Origin of the sequence: Streptomyces sp. NPDC020742, assembly GCF_040641675.1 — a bacterium.
In the GTDB taxonomy this organism is placed as follows: domain Bacteria; phylum Actinomycetota; class Actinomycetes; order Streptomycetales; family Streptomycetaceae; genus Streptomyces.
On sequence record NZ_JBFAEA010000001.1, the window covers coordinates 262,287 to 283,778 of the forward strand.

At 72.1% G+C, this 21,492-nt stretch carries 17 protein-coding genes and 2 tRNA genes; 15 read left to right on the forward strand and 4 right to left on the reverse strand.

The features are described 5' to 3' along the window. Positions 1-85 precede the first annotated feature (85 nt). The 5 genes from rsfS (at position 86) to AB0G84_RS01065 (ending at position 2,277) form a co-directional block, all read left to right on the forward strand. Positions 86-517, forward strand: coding sequence for a ribosome silencing factor (gene rsfS / locus AB0G84_RS01045; RefSeq protein ID WP_361313647.1), 432 nt, complete (start codon positions 86-88; stop codon positions 515-517). Continuing rightward, positions 514-1,167, forward strand: a complete 654-nt coding sequence (locus tag AB0G84_RS01050; protein WP_361315036.1) for a histidine phosphatase family protein — start codon at positions 514-516, stop codon at positions 1,165-1,167. Before rsfS ends, AB0G84_RS01050 begins: the two co-directional genes overlap by 4 nt. 113 nt (positions 1,168-1,280) lie before the next feature. After that, a tRNA-Ala gene (locus AB0G84_RS01055) sits at positions 1,281-1,353 on the forward strand. Between the two features lie 444 nt (positions 1,354-1,797). Further along, positions 1,798-2,040 (forward strand): hypothetical protein, encoded by a 243-nt coding sequence (locus AB0G84_RS01060; RefSeq protein WP_361313649.1) that lies wholly within the window; start codon positions 1,798-1,800, stop codon positions 2,038-2,040. Positions 2,041-2,043: 3 nt separating this feature from the next. Then, positions 2,044-2,277: a hypothetical protein gene (locus tag AB0G84_RS01065; RefSeq protein WP_030413843.1), complete on the forward strand. Its 234-nt coding sequence runs from the start codon at positions 2,044-2,046 to the stop codon at positions 2,275-2,277. Positions 2,278-2,510: 233 nt separating this feature from the next. Here AB0G84_RS01065 and AB0G84_RS01070 read toward each other — a convergent pair whose 3' ends face one another. Continuing rightward, the gene (locus tag AB0G84_RS01070; protein ID WP_361313652.1) at positions 2,511-3,830 is read right to left on the reverse strand and encodes a glycosyltransferase 87 family protein; all 1,320 of its coding nucleotides are present in this window, start codon (positions 3,828-3,830) and stop codon (positions 2,511-2,513) included. 196 nt (positions 3,831-4,026) lie between these two features. Between AB0G84_RS01070 and AB0G84_RS01075 the strand changes: the two genes are divergently transcribed. The 9 genes from AB0G84_RS01075 to AB0G84_RS01115 all read left to right on the forward strand — a co-directional run bounded on the left by AB0G84_RS01075 (position 4,027) and on the right by AB0G84_RS01115 (position 17,897). Then, positions 4,027-4,099, forward strand: a tRNA-Ala gene (locus AB0G84_RS01075). A 364-nt stretch (positions 4,100-4,463) separates the two neighbouring features. Further along, positions 4,464-6,422 carry a S53 family peptidase gene (locus AB0G84_RS01080; protein ID WP_361313655.1) on the forward strand — a complete coding sequence of 653 codons (1,959 nt, stop codon included), beginning with the start codon at positions 4,464-4,466 and terminating at the stop codon, positions 6,420-6,422. Between the two features lie 347 nt (positions 6,423-6,769). Beyond that, a complete protein-coding gene (locus tag AB0G84_RS01085) occupies positions 6,770-9,691 on the forward strand; it encodes a class I tRNA ligase family protein (protein WP_361313658.1) in 2,922 nt (973 codons plus the stop codon). A 253-nt stretch (positions 9,692-9,944) separates the two neighbouring features. After that, positions 9,945-10,751, forward strand: coding sequence for a hypothetical protein (locus tag AB0G84_RS01090; protein ID WP_361313661.1), 807 nt, complete (start codon positions 9,945-9,947; stop codon positions 10,749-10,751). A gap of 304 nt (positions 10,752-11,055) precedes the next feature. Continuing rightward, a complete protein-coding gene (locus tag AB0G84_RS01095; protein WP_361313664.1) occupies positions 11,056-11,919 on the forward strand; it encodes a DegV family protein in 864 nt (287 codons plus the stop codon). Between the two features lie 286 nt (positions 11,920-12,205). Then, positions 12,206-13,153, forward strand: coding sequence for a ComEA family DNA-binding protein (locus AB0G84_RS01100; RefSeq protein ID WP_361313667.1), 948 nt, complete (start codon positions 12,206-12,208; stop codon positions 13,151-13,153). A gap of 500 nt (positions 13,154-13,653) precedes the next feature. After that, positions 13,654-16,560 (forward strand): ComEC/Rec2 family competence protein, encoded by a 2,907-nt coding sequence (locus tag AB0G84_RS01105; RefSeq protein WP_361315038.1) that lies wholly within the window; start codon positions 13,654-13,656, stop codon positions 16,558-16,560. A gap of 75 nt (positions 16,561-16,635) precedes the next feature. Further along, entirely contained in the window at positions 16,636-17,121 is a 486-nt protein-coding gene (locus tag AB0G84_RS01110; protein ID WP_361313669.1) for an Rrf2 family transcriptional regulator, read from the forward strand. Then, positions 17,121-17,897 (forward strand): arylamine N-acetyltransferase, encoded by a 777-nt coding sequence (locus tag AB0G84_RS01115; protein WP_361313671.1) that lies wholly within the window; start codon positions 17,121-17,123, stop codon positions 17,895-17,897. The genes AB0G84_RS01110 and AB0G84_RS01115 overlap by 1 nt, the downstream gene beginning before the upstream one ends. 31 nt (positions 17,898-17,928) lie before the next feature. Here the strand turns inward: AB0G84_RS01115 and AB0G84_RS01120 are convergent, their stop codons facing one another. Then, positions 17,929-18,201, reverse strand: a complete 273-nt coding sequence (locus AB0G84_RS01120; RefSeq protein WP_361313674.1) for a hypothetical protein — start codon at positions 18,199-18,201, stop codon at positions 17,929-17,931. Between the two features lie 84 nt (positions 18,202-18,285). On the opposite strand from AB0G84_RS01120, the gene holA reads away from it, so the two are divergent. Then, the gene (gene holA, locus AB0G84_RS01125) at positions 18,286-19,269 is read left to right on the forward strand and encodes a DNA polymerase III subunit delta (RefSeq protein WP_361313676.1); all 984 of its coding nucleotides are present in this window, start codon (positions 18,286-18,288) and stop codon (positions 19,267-19,269) included. A 105-nt stretch (positions 19,270-19,374) separates the two neighbouring features. On the opposite strand, the gene AB0G84_RS01130 is transcribed toward holA, so the two are convergent. Together AB0G84_RS01130 and rpsT are read right to left on the reverse strand one after the other, a co-directional pair. Continuing rightward, positions 19,375-20,025, reverse strand: a complete 651-nt coding sequence (locus AB0G84_RS01130; protein WP_361313679.1) for a hypothetical protein — start codon at positions 20,023-20,025, stop codon at positions 19,375-19,377. A gap of 1,091 nt (positions 20,026-21,116) precedes the next feature. Further along, entirely contained in the window at positions 21,117-21,383 is a 267-nt protein-coding gene (gene rpsT / locus AB0G84_RS01135) for a 30S ribosomal protein S20 (RefSeq protein WP_030249540.1), read from the reverse strand. Between the last annotated feature and the right edge of the window lie 109 nt (positions 21,384-21,492).

Sequence of the window (21,492 nt, forward strand, 5' to 3'; positions counted from 1 at the left end):
GGGACCGCGGCGCGTGCCGCGGGACGTCGCGGACGATCTGCCCCGACGCGGCCGGAGAGGCTGCCCTCGACCCGGAAAGCCGCTTGTGACCGCCACGGACCGTTCCATCGAGCTCATCAACGCCGCCGCCCAGGCCGCGGCCGACAAGCTCGCGCACGACATCATCGCGTACGACGTCAGTGACGTCCTTTCGATCACCGATGCCTTCCTGCTGGCGTCGGCGCCCAGCGACCGCCAGGTCAAGTCGATCGTCGACGAGATCGAGGAGCGGCTCAACAAGGACCTCGGCGCCAAGCCGGTCCGCCGTGAGGGCGACCGCGAGGCCCGCTGGGTGCTGCTGGACTACGTCGACGTCGTCGTGCACGTCCAGCACAGCGAGGAGCGCGTGTTCTACGCGCTCGAGCGGCTGTGGAAGGACTGCCCCGAGATCGACCTCCCCGAGGACGCCAAGGCCACCCGCGGCAAGGCCGCCGCGCACGCCGAGGCGTCGGGCCCGCAGGACGGAGAGCTGCTCTGAGCGGCGGCAAGCGGGCCCAGGGCCGCCGTGTCGTCCTGTGGCGGCACGGCCAGACGGCCTGGAATCTGGAGCGCCGGTTCCAGGGATCGACGGACATCGCCCTGACCGAGGCGGGCGTCGCCCAGGCGCGGCGCGCCGCCCGGTTGCTGGCGGCCCTGCAGCCGGACGCGATCATCTCCTCCGACCTCCAGCGGGCCTCGGACACAGCGCGTGAGCTGGCCGCCCTGACCCGTCTGGACATCACCCGGGACGCGGCCCTGCGGGAGACCTACGCGGGCTCCTGGCAGGGTCTGACGCACGAGGAGATCCTCGCGCGTCACGGCGAGGAGTACACCGCCTGGAAGCGCGGTGAGCCGGTGCGCCGCGGCGGCGGCGAGCTGGAGACCGAGGTGGCCGACCGGGCCGCGCCCGTCGTCCTCAACCACGCCGAGAAGCTCCCCGAGGACGGCACCTTGGTCGTCGTCAGTCACGGCGGCACGATCCGCACCACCATCGGGCGGCTGCTCGGGCTGGAGGCCCACCACTGGGAGGGCCTGGGCGGCCTGTCGAACTGCTGCTGGTCCGTGCTGGGCGAGGGCGCGCGCGGCTGGCGGCTGTTGGAGCACAACGCCGGCACGTTGCCGGAGCCGGTGCTCGGCGACGACGACTGAGCCGCCGCAGGGTGGCCCGGCGGACCCGGATTTCACATCTGGGCAGGTCGCAGGCTAAAGTTCTTCTTGTTCGCGGCGCCGCCGGGGAAACCCGGGGGAGCGGAACAAGACCCGGGGCTATAGCTCAGTTGGTAGAGCGCCTGCATGGCATGCAGGAGGTCAGGAGTTCAATTCTCCTTAGCTCCACAACCCGGAAGATCCCGTCTCCCTCAGGAGGCGGGATCTCTGCGTTACGGGCCCTGTCCGGCTGGTGCGTCGAGGCGCGGCGTGCACGCCCCGCTGTGTGCGACGTCTCACACCTGCGCCGGGTGGCTGAGTGGCCGGGTGGCCGGGCGGCCTCCCCGGTGGTGCGGGACACGCTCGGTGCGGGCTGCGGGCTCCGGGCTCCGGGCGGACGGTGCCCGGTGAAGCCCGGTGGAACGCATCGGCTCTCCTGGGCGCCCGCCGCACGCCCCGCGCGGTCGTCCGTGCGGCGCTCCGTGTGGCAGCGTCTCCCCAGGGGTGTCGCCGTCCCTGCGTACCGCCTCAACTTCCGGTGGGCGGCGGCCCGGGGCGGCGCACGGCGGACCTGACCTGGTGGGCGGTCCGTGGCAGAATCGGACGGCGCCGGCAGGGGAGGAGAAGATCGCGATGCCCACGAGCATCCTTGACGTCCGTGACCTGCTCGAAGCGGTCGAGGCGCAGCTTGATGACCGGCTGCCGGACGGTGTCCGCTTCACCCGCCCCGCGCACACCCCTCCGGCCGGAGGCGGCCGAAGAGCCGGCTCGGCCCTGCAGTGCCCCTCGTGCGGTTCGTCCCATGTGGCGCAGATGCTCGGCGACAACGGCGGGATTTCCTTCGTCTGTACGGCCTGCGGCCACAGTTGGAGCTGATGGATGGGCGCCCACAGCAGGAAGTGTGACTGGTGCGGCAGCGGTACGCCGATTGTCCGCGACATGGAGCCGGTCAACACCGATTACCAGTACTGGTGCGAGGAGTGCGCTCGCGCCCTGGTCATAAAAGGCGACCCCATCGAGACCTACCGGGAGCTCGACGGGGAGCCGATCTACGGGCGGCTGCTGGACGAACACTGCACGCTGAAGCGGTTCTATTCGTTCGCGACGGCCTGAGCGCAACCGCCTCCCGGCTGCCACCAACCGCCTCCCGGCCGTCACCAACCGGCGTCCGGACCTCGCTAACCGGGGCCCGGCTCGCCAACCCGGGCCCGGCGCCCGCCTCCTGGCGCCCGTTCCGAAACCGTGCGTGCCGCGTCGTGCAACTCCGGACACTTCCGTGCGCTTTCGGGCGGCCGGAACTGCCCCGCAGCTGCCGGGCGTTGGACGGGCAGTGAGCCGGCGGCCGTTCAATCCCCGGGCATGGCCGTGCGGTTCCGGCGCCACAACATCGTCCCGGCCAGGGTCAGAACGGCCAGTCCGGCGATCGGGTAGACGGCGGAGAGCAGCATCTGGACGCCGTTCTGGTGCAGTTCCTCGTGCTGGTGCCAGCGGTGCGGCACCCACCACAGCGCGAACGAGCAGAAGAGGAGGCCCCCTGAGACGGCCGCGCACCACCAGCGGCGGGCGCCGGTCCCGGTGCGGTCCAGCGCCTCGGAGCCGAGCAGGATCAGCATCGGGACGCACCACACCCAGTGGTGCGACCAGGAGATCGGGCTGACCAGGAGCGCGGTGGCCGCGCAGCAGGCGGTGGCCCAGGCGCGCCGCCCGCGCAGCAGTGATCCGGCGGCCAGTGCCAGCCCGGCAGCCGCGGTCAGGCCGGCGAGGACGACCCAGGCGGCGCCCGGGTCGTGGGTGTGCAGGAGCCGGGCGAGGACGCCGCGCAGCGACTGGTTCGCAGTGATCTCCACCTCGCCGACCCGGTCGGCGGCGAAGACGATCTCGGTCCAGAAGCGGTGTGAGTCGCGGGGCAGGGCGAGCGCGGCGAGCAGCGCGGTGGCCAGGAAGGTGGCGGTGGCCACCACGGCCTGCCGTAGCCAGGGGTTCCAGGCGGCCCGCGGTCCGGCGCCGGAGCGAAGCAGCTGACCGGCCCGGACGGCGCCGGCCAGCGCGAGGAAGACGGCGAACAGCGCCGGCGTCAGCTTGAGGCCGGCCGCGAGCCCGATGCCCATGCCCGCGGACCGGTGGGTGTCCTTGCGGGTCAGGTCCCACAGGACCAGGGCGGCCAGCAGGAGGTTGATCTGTCCGTAGCGCAGCGTCGTCCACACCGGCTCGCACCACACCAGCAGCGCGGAGACCGCGAGGGTGGCGGCGGCCGGCGGGAGGCTCCGGGGCCGGCCGGCGAGCCGTAGCGAGAGGTGGACGACGGCGACCAGCAGCAGGAGGTTGCCGGCGGTGGCCAGGGTGCGCATGGCCGGGACGCCGAGCAGGGTGAGCGGGGTGAACAGCAGTGCCGCGAAGGGCGGGTAGGTGTTGGGCAGGTGCGCCGAGGTCGCCACCATGTCGTAGAGGGACCCGCCGGTGCGGACGGTGAGGCCCTCGGCGCGGTAGACCATGAGGTCGATCATCGTGACGTGGGCGAGGCGCTGCGCGGTCCAGAAGGCGGCGAAGGAGACCAGGCAGGCCAGCGCGGCCACGAGGGTCGGGCGCCGGCCGCATCTTCGAAAACGGCTCCCGACGGGGTGCGGGCCGCCCGGTTCGGTGGACTGCTCCAGCTCCAGCGCGGTCACGTCGTACGGCTCCCCCTGGACGAATCGGGCACGTGCTGCCGACAGTACCGCGCACCCGTTCCCGGGGCCCCGGGGTAAGCGAGGAGCGCGCACCCCCTGCCGGAGGGCCCTGGGAGAAGCGATTTGGCAGAAGCCGGGGAGGTCCGTGTAATGTAGGCGATGCCGCAGCGGGGAACCGGGCGGAAAAACAAGACCTGGGGCTATAGCTCAGTTGGTAGAGCGCCTGCATGGCATGCAGGAGGTCAGGAGTTCAATTCTCCTTAGCTCCACAAGAGCAGAGCAGGCCGTCCATTGCGGACGGCCTGCTCTGCTGTGCGTGGGGAGGAGCAGTGCCCTGGTCTGGCGTGGCTGGATGCAGCGGGCGGTTGCTCCGGGGTTGCGCTGATATCTGGTCAGCGGGCTGTCCGTTATGGCGAGTTGACCGTCCGCTGAGTGCCCCTTTCTGACCAGTCCTTGCCGTTCCTTGGTCTCTTCTTGGTGATCGCATGCCCCTGACATGAACAGTTCACCGAGAGAGTGGCGATTCGCGTGAGTCACATCCATCGCACCGACCGCTCGTGCGGTGCCGCGCACCGGCGCGCCCGTGTACCGCGTCACCCCGCAGCGCACCGCATCGCCACAGCAGGGGGTTATATGAGATCGAGCCGTACCAGAACGCCGCGTCTGCGCGCCGGCATGGCCTGGGCAGCGACGCTGCCGCTGGTCGCCGGCGCGTTCGTACTCGGGGCGCCCGCCGCCGACGCCGCGGGCCACGACGGCGGCCGGCACGCGCTGCAGGGCACCAAGCCCCTGTGGGCCACCCGGCAGGCCGACCGGGGCGCCACCGCCGCCGGTACGCCGGTCACCGCCCGCGTCTACCTGGCCGGGCGGGATGCCAAGGGCCTCGCCGACTACGCCCGCGCGGTGTCGGACCCGCACTCCGCCTCGTACGGGAAGTACCTGAGCCCCGCCCAGGTGCGGGCCCGTTACGGCGCCACGCGGGACCAGATAGCCAAGGTGACCGACTGGCTGAAGAAGTCCGGCCTGACGGTCACCGGCAGTACCCACCGCTACCTCACGGTCCAGGGCGACGCGGCCGCCGCTGAGCGTGCCTTCGCCACCGACCTGCACAACTACCGCAAGGGCGGGCACACTTACCACGCCCCGTCCAGCACCGCCTCCGCGCCCGCCGCCCTGTCCGGCGCGGTGCTGGCGGTCACCGGCCTGGACAACGCGCCCAAGCTCGCCCAGCACCACTCCACCGAACTGCCGCCCCCGGAGGGCGTCTTCCGCAACTCCGGACCGTTCTCCTCGTACTACGGCTCGCGGACCGACAAGAAGCTGCCGTCGGCCTACGGGAGCAAGGCGCCGTACGCGATCAAGGGCTACACGGGCCAGCAGCTGCGGGCCGCCTACGGGGCGAAGAAGTGGACCGGCAAGGGCGTCACCGTCGCGATCACCGACGCCTTCGCCTCGCCGACCATCGCCAAGGACGCGGACACCTACGCCGCCCGCAACGGCGACCCCCGCTACCGCAAGGGCCAGCTCTCCCAGGTGCTGCCCAAGGACTACAACCACATCGAGGAGTGCGGCGCGGCCGGCTGGTACGGCGAGGAGACCCTCGACGTGGAGGCCGTGCACGCGGTCGCCCCGGACGCCAACGTCGTCTACGTCGGCGGCGCCTCCTGCATGGACGACGACCTGCTGGACTCCCTCGGCAAGGTCGTCGACGGGCACCTCGCGGACATCGTCTCCAACTCCTGGGGCGACGTCGAGGCCAACGAGACCCCCGAGGTCGCGGCCGCCTACGACCAGATCTTCCAGCAGGGCGCCGTCCAGGGCATCGGCTTCTACTTCTCCTCCGGCGACGACGGTGACGAGGCCGCCAAGACCGGCACCAAGCAGGTGGGCACCCCGGCGAACTCCGCATGGGTGACTGCGGTCGGCGGCACCTCCCTGGCCGTCGGCAAGCACGACGCCTACCAGTGGGAGACCGGCTGGGGCACCCAGAAGGCGGTCCTGTCCAAGAGCGGAGACAGCTGGGACGGCTTCCCCGGTGCCTTCAACGGCGGCGCCGGCGGCGGGGTCAGCAAGACCGTGCCGCAGCCCTACTACCAGCGCGGAGTCGTCCCGGACGGGCTCTCCGGCATCGCCCTGAAGGGCGCCATGCGCACCGTTCCGGACATCTCGGCGGTCGCCGACCCCAACACCGGCTTCCTGGTCGGCCAGACCCAGACGCTGGCCGGCGGGAAGCTCGGCTACGACGAGTACCGCATCGGCGGCACCTCCCTGGCCGCGCCCGTGATCGCGGGCGTCCAGGCACTGGCCCAGCAGGCCCGGCACGGCGTCGCCATCGGCTTCGCCAACCCCGGCATCTACCAGCGCTACGGCACCTCCGCCTACCACGACGTCACCGACCACCCGCTGGGTGCCGGCCGTGACCTGGCCGTCGTCCGCGTGGACTACGTCAACGGCGCCGACGACAGCAAGGGCACCACGACCTCGCTGCGCAGCCTGGGCAAGGACAGCTCCCTGCGCGCGACCGTCGGCTATGACGAGGTCACCGGCGTGGGCACGCCGGGCGCCGGATACGTCAGCTCCTACCGCCCCTGAGCCGGGTGCGGCACCCCTCCTGACCCAGGGGTGCCGCACCGTTGAGCAAGGGTGCGGTACCCGGCTCCGTGCCGTCCGTGACAGGGGGCAGCGGTAGCGGGGCGGGACACCGGGTGGGGCCCGTATGGGGGTAAACCTCAGCGCGGGCCCCGAGTGCCCTGCGGTACCCTGGCGCCATGCGTGCCGTACGCCTTCTGCTTAGCGGGCCGCGCTGATCAGTGCCGACGGATGACAGATCCGTCGGAATCGGCGCGGCGTCCCCTCCTGTGCGAGGGGTCTTTTTGTTTCCGGTGTGCCGGGAACCAGGCGCGTTTCCGCAGGCAGAGACGATCGATGGAGCTTTGAGGATGAGCGAGACGACCAACTCCCCCGCTGGCGCAAGCGCGGGAGGTGCCCCCGCCGAGGTGGCAGCGCCGCACCGCTACACGGCGGCGCTGGCCGCCGACATCGAGGCACGCTGGCAGGACTTCTGGGAGGAGAACGGGACCTACCAGGCCCCGAACCCGGCCGGCGACCTGGCCGGCGACCCGGCGGGGGTGGCCCGCCCCAAGAAGTTCATCATGGACATGTTCCCCTACCCGTCCGGTGCCGGCCTGCACGTCGGTCACCCGCTGGGCTTCATCGCCACCGACGTCTACGCCCGCTACCACCGCATGACGGGCCACAACGTCCTGCACACCCTGGGCTTCGACGCCTTCGGTCTGCCCGCCGAGCAGTACGCCGTCCAGACCGGCACCCACCCGCGGGTCTCCACCGAGGCCAACATCGTCAACATGCGGCGCCAGCTGCGCCGCCTGGGCCTGGGCCACGACCAGCGCCGTTCGGTCGAGACCATCGACCCGGCGTACTACAAGTGGACCCAGTGGATCTTCCTGCAGGTCTTCAACTCCTGGTACGACCCGGAGGCGGACGCGGCCCGCCCGATCGACACCCTGGTCGCCCAGTTCGAGGCCGGCGCCCGCCCGACCCCCGACGGCCGCCCCTGGCACGAGCTGAGCGCCATCGAGCGCGCCAACGTCCTGGGTGAGTACCGCCTGGCGTACGCCTCGGACGCACCGGTCAACTGGTGCCCCGGTCTGGGCACGGTGCTGGCCAACGAGGAGGTCACCGCCGAGGGTCGCTCCGAGCGCGGCAACTACCCCGTTTTCAAGGCGAAGCTGCGCCAGTGGAACATGCGCATCACCGCCTACGCCGAGCGGCTGCTGAGGGACCTGGACGGGCTGGACTGGCCGGAGGCCATCAAGCTGCAGCAGCGCAACTGGATCGGCCGCTCCGAGGGCGCCCGGGTCGGCTTCCCCGTCGGCGACTCCGAGAAGATCACCGTCTTCACCACCCGCCAGGACACCCTGTTCGGCGCCACCTACATGGTGCTGGCACCCGAGCACCCGCTGATCGCCGGCTCCGAGGACGGCACCGGCTCCATCGTGCCCGACGCCTGGCCCGCGGGCACCCACGACGTGTGGACCGGTGGCCACGCCACCCCGGCAGAGGCCGTCGCCGCCTACCGCAAGCAGGCCGCGGCCAAGTCGGACGTCGAGCGGCAGGCCGAGGCCAAGGACAAGACCGGCGTCTTCACCGGCGTCCACGCCACCAACCCGGTCAGTGGCGAGCAGGTCCCGGTCTTCATCGCGGACTACGTCCTGATGGGCTACGGCACCGGCGCGATCATGGCCGTGCCGGCGCACGACACCCGTGACTTCGCCTTCGCCCGCGCCTTCGAGCTGCCGATGCGCTGTGTCGTCGAGCCCTCGGACGACCGCGGCACCGAGCCCGCCACCTGGGACGACGCCTTCGCCTCCTACGACGCGAAGATCGTCAACTCGGCCGCGGAGACCATCTCGCTGGACGGCCTGAACGTCACCGACGCCAAGGTGAAGATCACCGCATGGCTGGCCGACCGCGGCATCGGCGAGGGGACCGTCAACTTCCGGCTGCGCGACTGGCTGTTCAGCCGTCAGCGCTACTGGGGCGAGCCGTTCCCGATCGTCTACGACGAGGACGGGGTGGCGCACGCCCTGCCCGAGTCGATGCTGCCCCTGGAACTGCCCGAGGTCGAGGACTACTCCCCCCGCACCTTCGACCCCGACGACGCCGACACCCAGCCGGAGACCCCGCTGTCCCGCAACGAGGACTGGGTCAACGTCGAGCTGGACCTGGGCGACGGCCCCAAGCGCTACCGCCGTGAGACCAACACCATGCCCAACTGGGCCGGTTCGTGCTGGTACGAGCTGCGCTACCTGGACCCGAACAACGACGACGCACTGGTCGACCCGGCCGTCGAGCAGTACTGGATGGGCCCGCGCGACGGCCAGCCGCACGGCGGCGTCGACCTGTACGTCGGCGGCGCCGAGCACGCCGTACTGCACCTGCTGTACGCCCGTTTCTGGTCCAAGGTGCTGCACGACCTGGGGCACGTCTCGTCCGTCGAGCCGTTCCACAAGCTGTACAACCAGGGCATGATCCAGGCGTACGTCTACCGGGACGCCCGCGGCATCGCCGTCCCGGCGGCGGAGGTCCAGGAGCACGACGGCGGCGTCTTCTACTACGAGGGCGGCAAGGTCTCCCGGCTGCTGGGCAAGATGGGCAAGTCCCTGAAGAACGCGGTCACCCCGGACGAGATCTGCGCCGAGTACGGCGCGGACACCCTGCGCCTGTACGAGATGGCGATGGGCCCGCTGGACGTGTCGCGCCCGTGGGACACCCGCGCCGTCGTCGGCCAGTACCGCCTGCTGCAGCGTCTGTGGCGCAATGTGGTGGACGAGGCGAGCGGTGCGGCCACCGTGGTCGACGCCGAGCCGGACGAGGCCACCCTGCGCGCCCTGCACAAGGCCATCGACGGTGTCACCCAGGACATGGCGAACCTGCGCTTCAACACCGCCATCGCCAAGGTCACCGAGCTGAACAACCACCTGACCAAGGCGGGCGGCCCGGTTTCGCGGACGGTCGCCGAACAGCTGGTCCTGCTGATCGCCCCGCTGGCCCCGCACATCGCCGAGGAGCTGTGGCGCAAGCTGGGCCACAGCGAGTCCGTGGTGCACGCCGACTTCCCGGTCGCCGATCCGGCGTACGTCGTGGACGAGACGGTGACCTGCGTCGTCCAGATCAAGGGCAAGGTCAAGGCCCGCCTGGAGGTCGCCCCGTCGATCTCGGACGCGGACCTGGAGGCGGCGGCGCTGGCCGAGCCGGCGGTGGTCGCGGCGCTGAACGGCGCAGGCATCCGGAAGGTGATCGTCCGGGCGCCGAAGCTGGTGAACATCGTGCCGGCATAGGTTTTCGGCTGGCGGCTGGCGGCTGTCGGCATCTGACGGTCTCTGCCGACCTCTGCCGGCTTTGTCGGTGGCCGGATCGGCTCTCGGACCAGCGATGATCCGGGGTTCTCCACGTCATGGGGGAAGTCCCCTACGGGCAGGTTGGGGGTTCGTCAGGAACCCGCAACCTGCCCGCGCCGTTTACCGTGGAGAGAGGTGGAGAGACACGGCGCAGGCGAAACACCCGGCGCCGCCGACACATCTGGGGAGAGCCATGGAAGCCGCCGTCGCCGTCGTCGGACTGCTGTTCGTGCTGTTCGTGCTGGCCGGGGTGTTCGTGGCGGTCAAGGCCGTTCAGGCCGCCAAGCGCGGGGTGGACCGCACCGTGGCCCAGGCCCGGCGGACGGTGGAGGACACCTCTCTGCGGGCCCGGCAGTACGCCCAGCCCGGCGTCGTCGGTGAACTCGCCCAGCTCCGGCTCTCGCTCCGTACGTCCATGCGGGCCACCCAGGACGCGCTGTACGGCGGCTCCCCGGAGGACGCCTCCCTCAGCGAGGCGATCGGCCTGTTCGAGCGGCTGAGCGCCCATGGCCACGAGCTGGACGACGAGCTCAAGCGGCTGGAGCGCGAGCCCGACCGGGCGACCATCGTCGCCCGCCTCCCGGAGCTCAGGGAGCGCACGGAGCGGATCACCCACTCCGCGGAGTCGCTGCGCTGGGCCGCCCGCGACCGTGCCCGCAGGTTCGCGGACGACGACCTCGCGGCGCTCAGCGACCAGATCGATGTGGAGGCGGGCGCGCTGCGGCACTGGACCGACGTCCCGGAGGCCGCGGCCCCACAGACCGGACCCGCGGTGGACGACGGGCACCGCGCGGCCGCCGCCGACCGCGCGGCTGCGGATGCGGCCTCGTCCGACCCCGGCCACGCGGGGGCTCCGGCCGCCGCCCCGGAAGCGCCGCAGGCCCTCACCGCCCGTGACCCGCGCACCCAGCGGTCGTACCCGTGGCACAAGACGCCGCAGGAGGAGACGGCGGGGGAGCCGGAGCGACACGGTGGCGCGCCGAGGCGGCAGCACGGCTGAGTAGGGGCGCGAGCGGGGCGGCGAATGGCGCCGTGAATTTGGGGAGGTGGGGAGGGGGCGGGGCGGGGCCCCGGGAGAAGCGGCGGCAGGCTGAGGGGCAGCCTGGAGCGCTGAGCAGTGGCCGTAGTGATCACCGCAGTGACCATTGCCGTGACTGGTGCCGTGACCGTTGGGATCTCTGTGACGGTCATAAGCGGTGACCGCGCCGTCCGGGGGCTCTTGGCACAGCCTTGGGGAAACCTGGAAGATCTTGGGGAGAGGCCCGCACTGTGCGGCGTGCTGATCCCCGGATAATCTCCAAGTCATGTCCCGCCATGTCGCGATCGTCACCGATTCCACGGCCTACCTGCCGCGGGCGGCGATCGAGCGCCATCACATCACGGCCGTGCCGCTGACCGTAGTCCTGGGGGACCGGGCCCTGGAAGAGGGCACCGAGATCTCTGCGAGATCCCTGGCACAGGCGCTCCAGAAGCGTAGTCCCGTGACGACCAGCCGGCCCAGTCCCGGCATGTTCGCGGAGACCTACCGCAAGGTGGCGGCGGCCGGCGCGGAGGCGATCGTCTCGCTCCACCTCTCCTCGGTGTTCTCCGGCACCTACGACGCGGCCGTGATGGCGGCCAAGGAGGCACCGGTACCGGTGCAGGTCGTGGACACCGGCATGGTCGCGATGGCCCTCGGGTTCTGCGCCCTCGCGGCCGCGGAGACGGCGGAGGCCGGCGGGGGTGCGGACGAGGCGGTCGCCGCTGCGCAGCAGCGCGCCGCGGGCACCTCCGCCTACTTCTACGTCGACAGCCTTGACTACCTGCGGCGCGGCGGCCGGATCGGCGCGGCCCAGGCCCTGTTCGGCTCTGCCCTGGCGGTCAAGCCGATCCTTCAGCTGGCCGACGGGCGGATCGAACTGCTGGAGAAGGTCCGTACGGCGTCCAAGGCCATCGCACGGCTCGAGGAGATCGCCGCGGAGCGGGCGGGTGAGGGCCAGGGCCAGGGCAAGGGCGAGGTCGACATCGCGGTCCATCATCTGGCTGCGGCGGAGCGCGCGGACGCGCTGGCGCAGCGGCTCCGGGAGCGGGTGGCCGGACTGCGCGAGCTGCATGTCAGCGAGGTCGGTGCGGTGATCGGCGCGCACACGGGTCCGGGACTGCTGGGGGTCGTGGTGTCGCCGCGGTGAGCAGAGCTGCAAGTGACACCTGTGGGTGACGGAGTTATCCACAACTCGGGGGCTATCCACGGGATATGAGGCATCTCGGCGAGATCCGAGCGAAGTCCTTAGCGTCGGCCGTATGAACTCTTCTCGCGGCGCCAAAGCCTCCCGACCTGCATCTCCGTCCGCTCCTCACGCCATCCCTGACGGTGCCCCTCACGCCGTCCCGCACTCTCGCCTTTCCCCCGTCTCTCGATCTGGTTCGGACGTTGCCCTGCCGGGCGCTGCCGTTCCGCTGGAGGCCGCGGGCCCGTTGGGTGCCGCTGACCCGCCGGGCGCCCGTACCCGGGACGGGGATGTCGAGCGTGAGCGCGTACGGGCCCGCGCCGCGGCGATCTTCGGTGACACGGAGGCAGCGGTGGTGGCCGGCCCACCGCCTCCCGGGCACGACCCGCCGGTCCCGCGCCGCAGGGAACGGGCATGGCTCGCGGTACGTGAACGGCTCCCGCTCTGGGTCCAGTTACGGTGCGGCACCGACCCCAGAGCGCTGGCCGCTCTGGCCCTGGTGCTCGTGGTCGCCGTGGGGCTCGCCGTACAGCACTTCTGGACCGGGCGCCCCGAGGAGGTGCGCGTCCCCGTGGCCGAAGGGGCCCGGGCCGAGCATGGCCACGGAGCCGCGCAGGGCGGGGGAGCCCGCTCGGTGGTGCCACCTTCCTCCTCGTCCGCTGCGGCGACGGCGGGCGGACCGCCGGGAGCGGGTGGGCGCCAAGTGGTCGTCGATGTCGCCGGAAAGGTTCGGCGCCCGGGGATTCATCGGATGCCGCCGGGCTCCCGGGTGATCGATGCGCTGCGGGCCGCGGGCGGTGTGCTGCGCGGAGCGAGCACCCAGGGGCTGAACCGGGCACGGTTGCTGACCGATGGTGAGCAGATCGTTGTGGGTTCGGGCGCCGGCGGTGGGACCGGGAACGGGGCCGGTGTCGGAGTCGGGTCCGGGGGAGGCACCGGAGCCGGCTCAGCGGTCGGCGGCGGGTCACCCGGTGGGGCAACGGGAGCGGGTGGCGGGGCGAGCGGGCCGGTGAGCCTCAGCACGGCCAGTGAGCAGCAGCTCGACGCCCTGCCCGGTGTAGGGCCGGTCCTGGCGCGCCACATCGTCGAATTCCGTACCCAGCACGGCGGATTCACCTCCGTGGATCAGTTGCGGCAGGTGAACGGCATCGGTGAGCGGCGCTTCGCCGACCTCCGCACTCTGGTGGTGCCATGACCGGCGCTCGTACCGCGGTGCACGCCTCGGCGCTGTCCTCCCACGGTGCCTCGGATCCGCGGCAGGACGGGCCGGTCGACCTGCGCCTGGTCGTGCCTGCGTTGGCGGCCTGGGCCGCCGCAGCCGTCGCGCTGGGTGCGCCTGGGGTCGGGGTGGCGGTGGTCTGCGGGGTGGCCGTTGTGCTGGCAGCAGTTGCGCTACGGGGGGCGGTGGCCGTACGGCGCAGGCAGGAGCAGGAGCAGGAGCAGGAGCAGGAGCAGGAGCGGGAGGGGGAGGGGGAGCAGCAGCGGGGGCGGGTGCGGGCGGGAGATCAGGAGCAGAGGTGGGAGGGGGAGCGGAGCCCGGGCCAGGAGGCGGACGAGGAGGAGGACAGGGAGACGGAGTCGGAGCTGGAGCCGGAGCTGGAGCCGGAGGGGGAAACGCGGCCTGAGGCCGGTCCGGGGGCTGAGGCTGGTCCGGGGGGCGAGGGCGATCCGGCGGCGAAGGGCGGCTGGCGTGGGATGGGGGCGCGGGGGCGTCGGCCCGGCGCTGGACGGGGGTGGTCCGCAGGGGCGTTGGTCGCGCTGGCTGCCGTGCTGCTGTGCGCCGCCGCGGGTGCCGCGTCTGCTGCACTGCATGCCGCGGATGTTCGGCGTGGGCCGCTGCCAGCCCTGGCGGAGCGGTATGCCCGGGTCACGGTCGAGCTGGAGGTGACCGGTGATCCCCGGCTGACCCGGCCTCGGGTCCGCGGGTCCCAACGGCCCCCGCCGGCCTTGGTGTTCACCGCCGATGCCGTCCGCATCACCGCGCCGGGCGGTGCGGTGACGGCCGTCCGTACCCCGGTCCTGGTCGTCGTACGGCCGGGTGGTGCCGGTGACGGGCCCGGGACCTCAGCCCTGCGGGGCCCTCCAAAGGCCGTCCGACAGGTGTCCCTGAAGGCTGCTGGGCACTCGTCTCAGATGGCCGTCCGGCGGGTGCCGCTGAACGCGGCTGGGCAGTCGTCCCAGATGGCCGTCCGGCGGGTGCCGCTGAAGGCCGCTGGGCAGCCGTCCCAGATGGCCACCCGGCTGACTCCCCTGACGGCGGCTCGTCATCCGTCTCTGGACGGCAGTCAGCAGCCGTTCCCGACGGCCGCGCCACCGCCGTCGGCCGAGGCCCCGCACCAGCGGGAGGCGGGACGCCGGGCGGAGGACAGCGCCCGCGCGTCGTCGGCATGGCGCGGGCTGCTGCCCACGACCCGTATCCGGATCACGGCCCGCGCGGTGCCGCCGCTGTCGTCGGAGGAACGGGCCGCTGCGGTCCTGCGGGTCACCGCCGACGGCCCGCCGGCCGTGGTGCGCCCTCCTACCGCACTCCAGCGGCTGGCGGGGAGCCTGCGCGCGGGGCTCCGCGAGGCGACGGACTGGCTGCGCCCCGACGCCCGTGCACTGTTGCCAGGGCTCGTCGTGGGGGACACCTCGCGGGTGCCACCGGATCTGGACGACGCCTTCCGGGCCACCGATCTGACGCATCTGCTCGCCGTCTCCGGGAGCAATCTGACGATCGTGCTCGCCCTGTTGATCGGCCCGCCGCACCTCGCGACGCGCGCCGAGCGGCGCGGGCTGGCCCCTCGCCTGGGACTCTCGCTCCGTGGTACGGCCGTCGTCGGCGGGGCGCTGGCGCTCGCCTTCGTGGTCGTTTGCCGACCGGACCCCAGCGTGCTGCGGGCCGCCGCCTGCGGTTTGATCACCCTGCTGGCGATCGGTAGCGGACGCCGCCGCTCCCTGCTGCCGGCCCTGGCTGCCGCCGTGCTGCTGCTGGTCCTCTACGACCCCTGGCTCGCCCGGAGTTTCGGCTTTCTGCTCTCCGTCCTGGCGACCGGTGCCTTGCTGCTGCTCGCACCGCGCTGGAGTGCGGCGCTCCAACGGCGCCGGGTGCCGCCCCGGCTCGCCGAGGTGATGGCCGCCGCAGCCGCCGCCCAGGCGGTCTGTGCGCCCGTCGTCGCGGTGCTCGCCGCCCGCGTGGGCCTGGTCGCGGTGCCCTGCAACCTGCTGGCCGAACTGGCGGTGGCTCCCGCAACCGTCCTCGGCTTCGCCGTGCTTGCCATCGCCCCGTTCGCGATGCCGGTCGCCCGGGCAGTGGCGTGGTGCGCCGGCTGGCCCACCGAGTGGATCGCCGGTGTCGCCCGTTGGGGGGCATCGCTACCGGGAGCGGAGTTCGACTGGCCGGGTGGCTGGTGGGGCGGGCTGCTGCTGGCGGCCGTCGTGGGTGCGCTGGTGCCGGTCGGCCGCCGGGTGCTGCGGCGGCCCTGGCTGTGTGGGGTCTGTGTGCTGGCGGTGGTCCTGGCGGTATGCCGGCCGGCACCGTTCACCCGTGTGCTCACCGGATGGCCACCGGTCGGATGGCGGGCCGTGGTCTGCGATGTGGGCCAGGGCGACGGCCTGGTGCTGGCGGCCGGGGACGGTACGGCGCTCGTGGTGGACACCGGTCCCGAGCCCCGGCTCATCGACCGTTGCCTGACCGAACTCGGGATCCGTCGTGTGCCGTTGCTCGTCCTCACCCACTTCCACGCCGACCATGTGGACGGACTTCCCGGCGTGCTCCGTGGCCGGTCGGTCGGCGCCATCGAAACCACCACCCTCCAAGACCCTCCGGGACAGGCCCGGTTCGTGCACCGTACGGCTGCGGCAGCGCACATCCCCGTCATCCCCGCCGCACCGGGGGAACGCCGCCGGCTGGGCCCCCTCACCTGGGACGTGCTCTGGCCGCCCACACCGCCGACAGCACCCGGACCCGGACCCGGCGTGCCGGGTGCGCCCGGCGTTCCCGACGTGCCCAGCGCTCCGGGTGCGCCCGGAGCACCTGGCGCACCCGGAGTCCGTGGCCTACCCGGGGCGCTCGGGGACGGTGGGGGCTCCGGTGCCCTCGATGGCCCGAACGACGCCAGCGTCACCCTGCTCATCCGCGCGGGCGGGCTGCGCCTGCTGCTGCTCGGTGACCTCGAACCGCCCGCTCAGCAGGCGTTGTTGGCGGCGCATCCGGAGCTGGGCCCGGTCGACGTCCTGAAGGTGGCGCATCATGGCTCCGCCTATCAGGACCCGCCGCTGCTGCAACGGCTGGCGCCGCGCCTGGCGCTGATCTCCTGCGGTGCGGGGAATCCGTACGGCCATCCGGCGCCCCGGACCATCGGGGCGTTGCGTGCCCAGGGTGCCCGGGTGCTGCGGACCGACACCGATGGGTCGATCGCGGTGCTGGGCACCCCGTCCGGGCTGACCGCGACCACCGACGGCCGCAGAGCCTGGGCCGGGGATCGTCGCCGCCCCGGTGGCCCCCGGACCCGCGCTGGACCGTGCACCGGTCGCCGCCGATGCAGGGGCCGTACGACCGACCGGACGGGCCGACAGGCGAAGCCGGAGAGCTGGCGGGACGGGGCAGGGCCGGGCGGCTGATGGGCAGGACCAGGCCCCGCCTGACCGGCCGGAAAGGCGGGGCGGAGAGGAATCAGGATTTGTAGACTCCAGATTATGAGGATGAGTGAAGGCGTCGAGTGGGGCCTGCACTGTTGTGTGACGCTGGCCTGGCTGGAGGAGGAAGGGCCGGTGTCGACGGCTCGACTGGCGGCTTCGTTCGAACTGCCGGCGGCCTATCTGAACAAGCGGCTGCAGGCGCTGGTCAGGGCCGGGATTCTGAGTTCGACGCCCGGGGCCCGGGGCGGCTTCCGGCTGGCCCGGCCGCCGGAGCGGATCACGCTGATGGATGTGGTCGCCGCGATCGAAGGCACCGAAGAGGCCTTCCGCTGTACCGAGATCCGTCAGAAGGGCGCCGGTGCGGAGGCGTCCGGCCGGGAGTTCGGGCGGCCCTGCGGGATCTCCACGGCGATGCGCAAGGCGGAGCTGGCCTGGCGGCGTGAGCTGGCGGCGCACACGCTTGCGGAGGTACTTGCCGGTACCCCTGCTTCGGCGGCGGAACGCACCCGCCGCTGGTTCGCTTCGGAGAGGACACGCACCTGATGGACGACACCGCCGTCGACGCCTACCTGGACCGCATCGGCGCCCGCCGGCCCGCGCACCCCGACGCCGAGGCGTTGCACTCGCTGCACCTCGGCCACCTGCGCACGGTCCCCTTCGAGAACCTCGCCATCCACCTCGGCGAGGAGATCGTGCTCGCGGAGCAGCCGCTGCTGGACAAGATCGTCGGCGCCCGGCGTGGCGGCTTCTGCTACGAACTCAACGGGGCCTTCGCCATGCTGCTGCGCTCCCTCGGCTACGACGTCGAGCTGATGGCCGCCCGTGTCTTCGGTGACGGCGGACTCGGCATTCCGTACGACCACCTCGCGCTGCGCGTGGGGACGCCGAGCGGGCCCTGGCTGGCGGATGTCGGATTCGGCAGGCACAGCCACTTCCCGCTGCGCTGGGACAGCCGTGCCGACCAGCAGGATCCCGGCGGCGTCTTTCGGATCGAGGAGACGGCCGAGGGGGACCTGGATGTGCTCAGGGACGGCAAGCCGCAGTACCGCATCGAGCAACGGCCGCGTGCCTACGAGGAGTTCGAGGTCGGCTGCTGGTGGCACCGGACCTCGCCCGCGTCGCACTTCACCCGGTCCCTGGTGTGTTCACGGCTCACGGAGACGGGCCGGATCACGCTCTCCGGCCGTACGCTCGTGACCACAGGGGCGGGCGGGGCGCGAGAGGAGCACCAGGTGGGGGCGGAGGAGGTCCTCGCCGCCTATCGGGAGCACTTCGGGATCGTGCTGGAGCGGGAACCGGTGGTGGCTGACCGGACGTAGCCGCCTTCAGGGCACCACGCCGCTCTCCCCGTTACTCGGCCTCGCGCCAGCCCTCGTGCTCCGCCGCGAGGTCGTCGAGCCGGGCCGGGTCGTGGCGGGCGTCCGGGTCTTCGACCACCACCAGCCACTGGGCGTCCTCGGCGTCGTCCTCGCCGGCCAGGGCGTCCCGTACGAGCTGGGGTTCTTCGGCGACGCCGAACCGGTCGGTCAGCGCCTCGGCCACCTCCTCGGCCGCATCCCGGTCGGGAAGCACGAGGACGTGGCGCACGGGGCGGTGGAGCTGGGGGGTGTTGTCGTCGTTCACCCGGCCATTGTCCGGTAGGGCGGCGGAGCCTCTGGTGTGCGGGGCGGGCGGCGTTGTCGGTGGGGCGTGGGATGCTGGAGCGCGATGGCCAGGAAGACAGCAAACGACGACCCGCTCGCCCCCGTCACGATCGCGGTGGGCCAGGAAGACCTGCTGCTGGACCGTGCGGTGCAGCAGGTGGTGGCAGCCGCCCGCGAGGCGGACGCGGACACCGATGTACGCGACCTCACCCCGGACCAGCTGCAGCCCGGCACCCTCGCCGAGCTGACCAGCCCCTCGCTCTTCGCCGAGCGCAAGGTCGTGGTGGTGCGAGCCGCCCAGGACCTGTCCGCCGACACCATCAAGGACGTCAAGGCGTACCTCGGTTCGCCCGCCGAGGAGATCACCCTCGTGCTGTTGCACGCCGGTGGCGCCAAGGGGAAGGGCCTGCTGGACGCCGCGCGCAAGGCCGGGGCGAGGGAAGTGGCCTGCCCCAAGATGACCAAGCCGGCCGACCGGCTGGCCTTCGTACGGGGTGAGTTCCGCACGGCCGGGCGGTCCGCTACTCCGGAGGCCTGCCAGGCGCTGGTCGATGCGATCGGCAGCGATCTGCGGGAGCTGGCATCGGCCTGTTCGCAGCTGGCCGCGGATGTCGAGGGCACCATCGACGAGGCCGTGGTCGCGCGCTACTACACGGGCCGGGCCGAGGCGTCGAGCTTCACCGTTGCGGACCGTGCGGTGGAGGGCCGGGCCGCGGAGGCGCTGGAGGCGCTGCGCTGGGCGATCGCCACCGGCGTGGCCCCGGTCATGATCACCAGCGCGCTCGCCCAGGGCGTCCGGGCCATCGGCAAGCTGGCCTCCGCCCCGCGCGGCGCCCGCCCCGGAGACCTCGCCCGCGACCTGGGCATGCCGCCGTGGAAGATCGACCGGGTGCGACAGCAGATGCGCGGCTGGTCGGCGGACGGTGTGGCCACGGCACTGCGCGCGGTGGCGGCGGCCGATGCGGGGGTGAAGGGCGGCGGCGACGATCCGGAGTACGCCCTGGAGAAGGCCGTGGTCATCATTGCCCGGGCGGCGCGCTCGCGGTGAGGCGGCGAAGGGCGGTCCGCGCAGCCGCCCGGCACGGCCACAGCGCGCCCGGCGTGACCACGGCTGACCGCGACCGGCCACGCCTCGCCTCCGCCGGCCAGCGCCTTACCGTGACCCGGAACTCCGCAGTTGCTTCAGGGTTTCGGCCGCACTGGTCTTCAGCATCGTTGCCACCTCGGAGGAGGTCGGTGGCGTGCTGGTGCTGCTGCTGGAGGTGTAGCTCGACCACGTCGACTGATACGTCACCCAGCCGTCGCGGACGCCGAGGATCACATACGAGCTGCTACTGCTGCTACTGCCGCTGCTGCTCTGGTCGTTGCGGGTCACGAGGTAGGCCTCGTCGCCGATGCCCGATACCGGTTCGACCTTGTAGCCGACGGAGGTGTCCTGCTTCTCGTACGAGCGGTAGCTGTCCGCGAACTCCGGGGCCGGGTCGGTCTTCTTGTGCAGCGAGACGGCGTTGTAGAGCCAGGTTGAGGAGTAGTCGGAGCTGCTGGCGTTCTCCCGTTGCAGGGTGACGTTGCACCACATGTTGTCCAGCGCGTTCTGGCGGGCGCTGCTGTGCTGCGGGTTGGCGTCCTTCGAGGATGTGCTGGTGCTGTCCTTGGTCTTGTAGTGGGCGTTCTCGAACGGCGTCATCGAGGTCGCCGCGCAGAGGTTGTCGGTGTAGGCGTAGCCCGCGAGGTCCGGGCTCGGCTCCGAGGAGAAGCCACCGGTGGCGAAGAGCAGGGAGGCCCAGACCGCGGAGGCGCCCACCACTCCGCCGAGTGCCCAGAGCCATCCGGATGTGCCCCGGCCCGAGCCACCGGTGGCACCGGGAGCGGGGGGAAGGACCGGAAGGCCGGGAGCACCCGGAGCACCTGGAACACCAGGAGCCACGGGAAAACCGGGTGTGCCGGTGGGGGCGGGGATTCCGGGTGCGGTGGGAATGCCGGTCGCTCCTACGGGACCTCCATCGGGCCCGCCAACCTGCGCCGGGTAGCCGTAGCCGCCGCCCGGTGCCTGCGGCGGGGGCTGCGGGGGGTACGGGCTCTGCTGACCGGGCGCGGGACTGTGCTGACCGGGCACCGGGTGGTGCGGTGCGGGCGCCTGGCCGTACGGGTTCGGCTGCGGCTGAGTGTAGGGATTGTGCCGGTTTGGTTCCCCCGGGATGGACATGGGCGAAGCGTAGCGGAACCGACCGAGATCGGACCCCGTCGTGCACCCCCGGGCGAGCAGTCGTGCACCCTCGGGCGAGCAGCGGGGGAGGCTCCGGCGCTAGTGGTGCGGCGCCTGTCGGATCGCGTAGAGACCAGTCGCGCGGAACTCGGTCGCGCAGAACCCGACCACGCGGAACCCGATCACGCGGAGCCTGATCACGCGGAACCCGATCACGCGGAGCCTGATCACGCGGAACCCGATCACGCAGCCTCGATCGCGCAGAGGCGGAACGCGCAGCAACGGTTCGCCTAGATCCGGATCTCGTGAACCGGATCGGGTACCGGCGGCCCCGCCCGATGGTGCGCGCAGCACAGAAGGCCCCGCCTCGCGCCCGGGGAAAGGGCGGTGAGGCGGGGCCTTCGGTATCCGTTGAGGACGGCTTCGTCGGCGGTGGTGACCGCCGGGTGAGCCGGGTGCGCCGCACCCGCGTGGCGAACGCAGGCCGTGTGCAGCGCGGTGGTGCACCGAACCAGGGAGCGGTGAGAGGGGCCGCTGGGTCCCCGTCGGCGGGGGTTCGGCAGTGTCACTGCCAGATGTGGCAGGAGGCCTGCCGGTTTCCGCAGAGTCCGAGGTCTACGGATGCAGCGGATGCTGCGGGCGGAGGATCACTGTCCCGAGGGAACCGCGATCTGCTCCAGGGGGAAGGTTCAGCCCTTGAGGGACGCGACCTTCTTCGCCAGCGCCGACTTCTTGTTGGCGGCGGCGTTCTTGTGGATGACACCCTTGCTGACGGCCTTGTCGAGCTTCTTGGCAGCCTCGGCCTGGGCGGTGGTGGCCTTCTGCAGGTCACCGGCCTCCACGGCCTCGCGGGTGCGACGGATCGCGGTCTTCAGAGTGGACTTGACAGCCTTGTTGCGCTGACGAGCCTTCTCGTTGGTCTTGATCCGCTTCATCTGGGACTTGATGTTCGCCACGAAAGAGCCTTTTCAGGTTCGTTGGAGTTTCGAGTTGCGCCGCGCACGAGAGAGGGCACGAAGCGCAGTGGACCAGGCTACCAGCAGGGTCTACGGCCTCCCAAACCGG